The organism is Flexivirga sp. YIM B11880, from assembly GCF_058148645.1.
In genome coordinates this window covers 23,580-30,999 of record NZ_JBMAMH010000022.1, presented here as the reverse complement: position 1 = coordinate 30,999, position 7,420 = coordinate 23,580, and the positions used below count along the sequence as shown (strand labels likewise).

7 protein-coding genes are annotated in these 7,420 nt (G+C 67.6%); all 7 read left to right on the top strand.

Annotation, left to right across the window (positions count from 1 at the left end):
- Nucleotides 1-942 (top strand): carbohydrate ABC transporter permease (locus ACN8HC_RS19100; protein ID WP_490076439.1); only part of this gene is annotated, 942 nt, incomplete at its 5' end.
- Nucleotides 935-1,837 (top strand): carbohydrate ABC transporter permease, encoded by a 903-nt coding sequence (locus ACN8HC_RS19095; protein ID WP_490076438.1) that lies wholly within the window; start codon nt 935-937, stop codon nt 1,835-1,837. The genes ACN8HC_RS19100 and ACN8HC_RS19095, both read left to right, overlap by 8 nt.
- A 23-nt stretch (nt 1,838-1,860) precedes the next feature.
- On the top strand, nt 1,861-3,186 hold the full coding sequence (locus ACN8HC_RS19090) for an ABC transporter substrate-binding protein (protein ID WP_490076437.1): 1,326 nt from the start codon (nt 1,861-1,863) through the stop codon (nt 3,184-3,186).
- Nucleotides 3,187-3,194: 8 nt separating this feature from the next.
- Nucleotides 3,195-4,271: an ABC transporter ATP-binding protein gene (locus ACN8HC_RS19085; RefSeq protein WP_490076436.1), complete on the top strand. Its 1,077-nt coding sequence runs from the start codon at nt 3,195-3,197 to the stop codon at nt 4,269-4,271.
- Between the two features lie 83 nt (nt 4,272-4,354).
- The gene (locus ACN8HC_RS19080) at nt 4,355-5,509 is read left to right on the top strand and encodes a chloride channel protein (protein WP_490076435.1); all 1,155 of its coding nucleotides are present in this window, start codon (nt 4,355-4,357) and stop codon (nt 5,507-5,509) included.
- Nucleotides 5,510-5,547: 38 nt separating this feature from the next.
- Nucleotides 5,548-5,985, top strand: a complete 438-nt coding sequence (locus ACN8HC_RS19075; RefSeq protein WP_490076434.1) for a MarR family winged helix-turn-helix transcriptional regulator — start codon at nt 5,548-5,550, stop codon at nt 5,983-5,985.
- Entirely contained in the window at nt 5,978-7,399 is a 1,422-nt protein-coding gene (locus tag ACN8HC_RS19070; RefSeq protein WP_490076433.1) for an MFS transporter, read from the top strand. Before ACN8HC_RS19075 ends, ACN8HC_RS19070 begins: the two co-directional genes overlap by 8 nt.
- Nucleotides 7,400-7,420 lie beyond the last annotated feature (21 nt).

The following is a 7,420-nucleotide window of genomic DNA, read 5'->3' as shown; positions in this document are numbered from 1 at the left end:
ACTTCGACCGCGGCGCCGCGGTCGGGTCCTCCTGCGCCGGTCGGCGCCGCCCCGGTCCGCCGTGGCAAGCCGTATGGCGAATGGCTGCTCGCCGCCGGGCTGCTGCTGCCCAACTTGGCCCTGCTGGTGATCTTCACCTACCGGCCGTTGCTCGACAACATCCGGCTGTCCTTCACCAACTGGAACATCTCCTCGTCATACGCCGACTACATCGGGTTCCAGAACTACAAGACCTGGTTCCACGACCCCAACTCGCACCAGGTGGTGCGCAACACGGTGATCTTCACCGTCGCCACGGTCGTCGTCTCGATGGCGCTCGGTCTGGGGCTGGCGCTGCTGCTCGACCAGAAGCTGCGCGGCCGCAACCTGGTCCGTTCGGCGATCTTCGCGCCGTTCGTCATCTCGGGCGCCGCTGTCGGCCTTGCCTTCGAGTTCGTCTTCGACCCGAATTTCGGTCTCATCCGCGACCTCGGGCATCGCGTCGGCATCACCGTGCCGGACTTCTACCAGCGGCCCGGCTGGGCGTTGGTCATGGTGACGGCGACCTTCATCTGGAAGAACCTCGGCTACACGTTCGTCATCTACCTGGCGGCGCTGCAGGGACGCCGCGGCGACCTGGACGAGGCGGCCGAGATCGACGGCGCCTCCGCCTGGCGCAGGTTCTACAAGGTGCTGATGCCGCAGTTGCGGCCGACGACGTTCTTCCTGTCGATCACGGTGATGCTCAACTCGGTGCAGGTCTTCGACATCATCAACGTGATGACACGTGGCGGCCCGCAGGGCTACGGCACGTCGACGATGGTCTACCAGGTCTACCAGGAGACCTTCGTCAACAGTAAGGCCGGCTATGGCGCGACGATCGCGTCGATCATGTTCCTGGTTCTGTTGATCATCACCGTGGTTCAGGTGCGGGTGATGGATCGGGGGTTGAAGAATGGCTGAGCCTGCTGTGGACGTGCCGGTCGATGTGACGGAGCCCGGGCGCGCCGCGCACGGTGCCGAGGCGATGTCGCACTCCGGGCCGGCGATGAAGGTCGCCGGTTACGTCGCGATGGTGATCGTCTTCCTGGTGATCGCGGTTCCGCTCTACTGGATCCTCATCACGTCGTTCAAGGAACAGCCGGACATCTACACCCAGCCGGCGGAGTGGTGGCCCAAGCACTTCACCACCCAGCCCTACCACGACGCGACCACGCAGATCGCGTTCTGGGACTACTTCAAGAACTCGGTGATCATCACCTCGATCCTGTCGGTCACCAAGATCGTGCTCGGCGTCGTCAGCGCCTATGCGTTGTCGTTGCTGCGCTTTCCGGGCCGCAACGTGGTCTTCCTGGTGGTGATCGCGGCGCTGATGGTGCCCAACCAGATCACCGTGATCTCCAACTACGCGCTGGTCAGCCAGCTGGGCTGGCGCAACACCTACCAGGGCATCATCATCCCGCTGGCCGGTGTCGCCTTCGGCACGTTCCTGATGCGCAACCAGTTCCTGTCGCTGCCGAGCGAGATCATCGAGGCGGCCCGGATGGACGGCGCCGGCCCGATCAAGCTGTTGTGGCGGGTCGTGTTGCCGATGTCGTGGCCGACGCTGGTCGCCTTCTCGATCATCACGGTGGTCAACGAGTGGAACGAATACCTCTGGCCGTTCCTGATGTCCGACGACCAACGCACCGGCACCCTGCCGATCGGCCTCACCTTCCTGCAGAACAACGACGGCATCTCGCAGTGGGCGCCGATCATGGCCGCGACGGTGCTGGCGATGGTGCCGGTCCTGATCCTCTTCCTCGCACTGCAACGACACATGATCAAGGGCCTGACCGCGGGTGCGGTCAAGGGCTGACCTCTGGAACAAGGAGCACACGTATGTCGAAAGTCACTCGTCGCGGATTTCTGGGTGCAACCGGTGGTGCCGCGGTGGCTGCCGGTCTCAGCGCCTGCGCCGGCACCGGGTCGAAGCCGAAGGGCAGCGGATCCGGTGGCGGCAATGGTGGGGGCAGCTCGAACACCATCGACTTCTGGAGCAACCACCCCGGCAAGTCGCAGGCGACGGAGAAGCAGCTGATCGCCGAGTTCGAGAAGGCCAATCCCGGGTTCAAGGTGAAGCTCACCGACGCGGGGAAGGACTACGAGGAGGTCGCCCAGAAGTTCAACGCCGCGCTGGCCGGTGGGCAGCTGCCCGACGTCGTGGTCGCGTCGGACGTGACGTGGTTCAACTTCGCGCTGAACAACCGGTTTGCCGATATGGGTGCGCTCTACGCCAAGCACGGCCTGTCGACCTCGGACTATGTCGACAGCCTGTATGCCGACTACCTCTACAACGGCAAGCACTACGCCATCCCCTACGCCCGCTCGACGGTGCTCTTCTACTACAACAAGAACGTCTTCAAGAAGGCCGGGCTGCCGGACCGCCCGCCGACCTCCTGGGACGAGTTCACCCAGTGGGCACCGAAACTGCAGTCCGCGATCGGGGGCGGCAAGCACGCGATGATCCTGGACGACGGCGCCGACTACCTCGACTGGACCTTCCAGTCGATCGCGTGGTCCTACGGCGGCGGCTACTCCAAGGGCTGGAAGACCACCTTCACCGATCCCAAGACGGTCCACGCGGCCACGGTGCTGCAGGGCTGGGGCAAGGGGGGCTACGTCAAGACGTCCGCCGACTCGGCGAGTGACTTCAGCGCCGGCCTGGGTGCCGTGCTGCTCGAATCCACCGGCGACCTGGGCGGATTCAAGCAGGTGCCGTTCGAGCTCGGCGTCGGTTTCGTGCCGGCTCCGGGTGGCGTGAAGTGCTGCCCGACCGGTGGCGCCGGTGTCGCCATACCGTCCGGCATCTCGGCCGCGCGGCAGGCCAATGCGGTGAAGTTCGTCGAGTTCCTCACCAACGCCAAGAGCACCTCGGCGTTCACCCAGGCGACCGGCTACATGCCCGTCCGCAAGTCCGCGCTGCAGCTGCCGGAGGAGGCGGCATACCTGAAGAAGAACCCCAACTTCAAGGTGGCCGTCGACCAGCTGCCGCGCACCCGGCCGCAGGACTACGCCCGGGTGTTCGTGCCCGGCGGCGGCGCCATGATCGGCCAGGCGCTGGACAAGATCGTCTCCGGCTCCGACGTCGAGTCGACCCTCAAGGCGCTCGACAGCAGCATCACCAAGGCGTACGAGACGCAGGTGAAGCCGAAGCTCAAGGGCTGACGACCGTCATGGCATCGGTGTATTTCGACAAGGCGACCCGACGGCACAAGGGCAACGCCAAGCCCTCGGTGGACAGCGTGACGCTGGACATCGAGGACGGCGAATTCCTCGTGCTCGTCGGGCCGTCCGGCTGCGGCAAGTCCACCACGCTGCGGATGCTGGCCGGCCTCGAGCCGGTCGACGAGGGCCGGGTGCTGATCGACGGCCACGACCAGAAGGGTGTCCGGCCGCGGGACCGAGATGTGGCAATGGTCTTCCAGAGCTACGCGCTCTACCCCAACATGAGCGCCGAGGAGAACATGGCGTTCGCCCTGCGCAACGCGGGCGTGAGCAAGTCCGAGGCGCACACCAGGGTGACCGAGGCAGCCGAGATCCTCGAGCTGGGGCCGCTGCTCAACCGCAAACCCGGGCAGTTGTCCGGCGGTCAGCGCCAGCGGGTGGCGATGGGACGCGCGATCGTGCGCAACCCCAAGGTCTTTGCCATGGACGAGCCGTTGTCCAACCTGGACGCCAAGCTGCGGGTTTCGACCCGCGCCCAGATCGCTGCCCTGCAGCGGCGGCTCGGGGTCACGACGGTCTACGTCACACACGACCAGACCGAGGCGATGACCATGGGGCACCGGGTGGCCGTGCTCCGGGACGGCGTGCTGCAGCAGGTGGACACGCCCGAGGCGCTCTACGACCACCCGGTCAACACGTTCGTGGCCGGCTTCATCGGTTCACCGGCGATCAACCTGGTCGATGCTCAGGTCCGCGACGGCCGGGCCGAGTTCTTCGGCGCCTCAGTGCCGTTGCCGCGTGACCGGGGAGGATCGGCGGAGCGGGTGACATTGGGCGTCCGCCCGGAGTCGTGGACGATCAGTGACGCGTTGCACAAGGACGGCGTCGCGGTGAAGGTCGACATGGTCGAGTCGCTGGGCGCGGAGGTGTTCGTCTACGGCGAGCCCGAGGTCGGCGGCGACGTGCCGCGGCTGACCGTCCGCACCGACAAGAAGCACCGGCCGGCGGTCGGTGACATCGTGCGTGTCACCCCTGCTGCCGATGAGGTGCACGTCTTCGACGCAGCATCCGGCGAACGACTCTGATCCCACGAAGCAACGTCCAGGTCACCGGCCGGTTCCTCGTCGCGCTCGTCACCGTCGGTGTCCTCACGGGCATCGGCGGTGCGGTGCTGACGGCGCTGCTGCATGCCGCACAGCACGTGGTTTTCGGCGACGCCGGACGCTCGTTCGCGCAGGACGTCCGTGCGGCCTCACCGGCGCGCCGGTTCGTCGGGATGACGATCGCCGGCGCCGTGATCGGGGTCGGCTGGTGGCAGTTGCGCCGGCACCTGTCGACCGTGTCGGTGCGGGCCGCTCTGGCGGACTCGAAGACCCGGTTGCGCTTCCGGTCGACCGCGCTCGATGCCGGAATTCAGATCATCGCGGTGGGTGCTGGGGCCTCACTCGGCCGGGAAGGGGCACCCCGGCAGCTCGCCGCGGCGTTCGGTGAGGTGGTGAGCGAGCGGCTCGGTCTCGATGCGCAGCAGCGTCGTGTGCTGCTCGGCGGTGCCGCGGGTGCCGGCCTGGCCGCTGTCTACAACGCGCCGGTGGCCGGGATCCTTTTCACCGCTGAGATCGTCCTGCTGACCCTCGATTACGTCGCGATCGCGAGCGCGGCGCTGATGTCCTGCATCGCGGTCGTCGTCGCCTGGCCGGTGGTCGGGCGGAGCGCGATCTATCAGCTCGGCGCACACACGACCGCATCCGACGCATGGATCTGGGCAGTCATCGCCGGTCCGGTCTGCACGGTGGCCGGTCGCGGTTTCAGCCGGCTGATGGACCTGGCCCGCCGCGGCAGCCCGCGACGCCCGACCCCCGCGTTGCCCGCCCACATCACGCTGGCGATGGCGGTGGTCGGGGCGGTCGCCATGCTCATTCCCGGTGTGACCGGCAACGGCAAGAGCGTGCTCGAGGCGCTCGTCGGCCGGTCCGGGCTTACGGCGGGTGTGCTTGTCGCGCTGCTCATCGCCAAGCCCGCCGTCACGGCCCTCTGCCTGCGCGGCGGGCTGGTCGGTGGGCTCATTACGCCGTCCATGGCCACCGGCGGATCGCTCGGGGCGCTGGTCGCCGTTCTGCTCGGACACACCCATGGCGGTGTCACCATGGTGGTCTGCGCGATGGTCGGCGCCGCCGCCATGCTTGCCACCACGCAGCACGCGCCGGTCATGGCCGGGGCGTTCATGCTCGAGGTCTCCCAAGCGCCGCCGGCGCTGTGGGCGCCGGTCGCCGTCGGTGTCTTCGGCGCCTGGGTGACGGCGCGACTCTGGCCGCCGCGCAACTAGTTGTCGTCGCACAACCGTTGTGCGATTACAATAGTTGTATGAAAACAACCAAAGCGTCGCCGGTTGGCGTGTGGCTCAACCTGATGGCGTTGGTCATGGACCACAAGTGGCTGGTCCGAGATCTGCTGCAGGACCACACCGGTGGCATGCCGTGGAACGGCTACCGCGCACTCCGCCGCGTCGAGCGGATGCCGATGTCCCAAGGTGAGCTCGCCGAGCGGATGGACGTGGATGCGCCGGCCGCCTCGGTCCTGGTGAGCGACCTGGTCAGCCGCGGGTATGTCGAGCGTGTCGCCGACCCGCACGACGGCCGACGCAAGCTGGTGCACATCACCGACGCCGGGCGGGGCCTGTTGGAGAGCATGCGTGCGCTCGACGTCGTGCCTCCGCCGGTGGCCACGCTGACGCTCGCCGAGCGGCGCGAACTCACCCGGCTGATCGAGAAGATGCGCGCGGCGGGGGAGCAGCATGGCTGAGCTCTCTCGTGGCCGGAGGCTCGGCGTTCTGGCGATCTGCTGCATGAGCCTGTTCATCGTCGGGATCGACTCGACCGGGGTGAACCTCGCGATCCCGTCGATCGGTCGGAGGCTGGGCGCCAGCGGATCGCAGCTGCAGTGGGTCATCGACGCCTATTTGCTGGTGCTGGCCAGCCTGCTGATGTTGTCCGGGTCGACCGGGGACCGGCTCGGCCGCCGCCGGGTCTTCCAGACCGGGCTGGTCATCTTCGGACTGGGCTCGATCTGTTGCTCGCTCGCGCCGAGCCCCGGCGTGTTGATCGGTGCCCGAATGGTCCAGGCGGTCGGTGGTTCGATGTTGAACCCGGTCGCGATGTCCATCATCACCAACACTTTTCGCGAGCCCCGGGAGCGGGCTCAGGCGATCGGCATGTGGGGTGGGGTGGTCGGACTCAGCATGGCGCTGGGTCCGGTGATCGGGGGTGCGCTGGTCGAGGGCGTGGGCTGGCGAGCGATCTTCTGGCTCAACGTTCCCGTGGTAGTCGCTGCCGTCATACTCACCGCACTCTTCGTGCCCGAGTCGCGAGCCGAGCGGGTCCGGCGGCTCGACCCGGTGGCTCAGGGGCTGGTGATCGTGGTGCTCGCCGCCGTGACCTACGCGATCATCGAGGGTCGGTCACTCGGGTGGACCTCGGCGGCCGTGACCGGTTGCTTCGCGGCGACGCTGGTCGCCGCCATCGCACTGGTCTGGTGGGAATTGCGCCGCGCGGAGCCGCTGCTCGATCCGCGGTTCTTCCGCAGCATCCCGTTCAGCGGCGCGGTGGTTGCCGCAGTCGTCGGATTCTGTGCGATGGCAGGCTTCCTCTTCCTGAACACCCTTTATCTGCAGGATGTCCGGGGCATGACCGCATTGCACGCAGGTCTCATGACACTGCCGATGGCGGTGTCGGTCGCGCTGTTCGGGCCGGTGTCCGGCCGGGTGGTCGGAGACCACGGTGCACGCCTGCCGATGTGCATCGCGGGCGCCGGGATCGGGGTGAGCGCGGTGCTGCTGCTGCGCATCGACAACCACACCAGCCTGATCTACCTCGGGATCGCCTACGCCTGCTTCGGGATCGGATTCGGCATGCTCAACGCACCGATCACCAACGCGGCGGTGTCGGGGATGCCGCGGGAGCAGGCGGGGGTCGCCGCCGCGATCGCGTCGACCAGCCGCCAGGTCGGTGGGTCGCTCGGCGTCGCCGTGCTGCCCGCCATCGCCTTCGGACAGCTGCGGGGCGGTGGTATGTCGCACGGGCTGGCAGCCGCGACGCATCCGGCGTGGCTCGTGATGTTCGCCTGCGGCGCGATCCTCGTCGTCCTCGGTTTCGCGGTGACCGGCGGTGTGGCCCTGCGGTCCCGGCAACGGGTCGCGGCCGAGCTCGGTGCGTCGTGACCACGGTCCTACTGTGGGTCC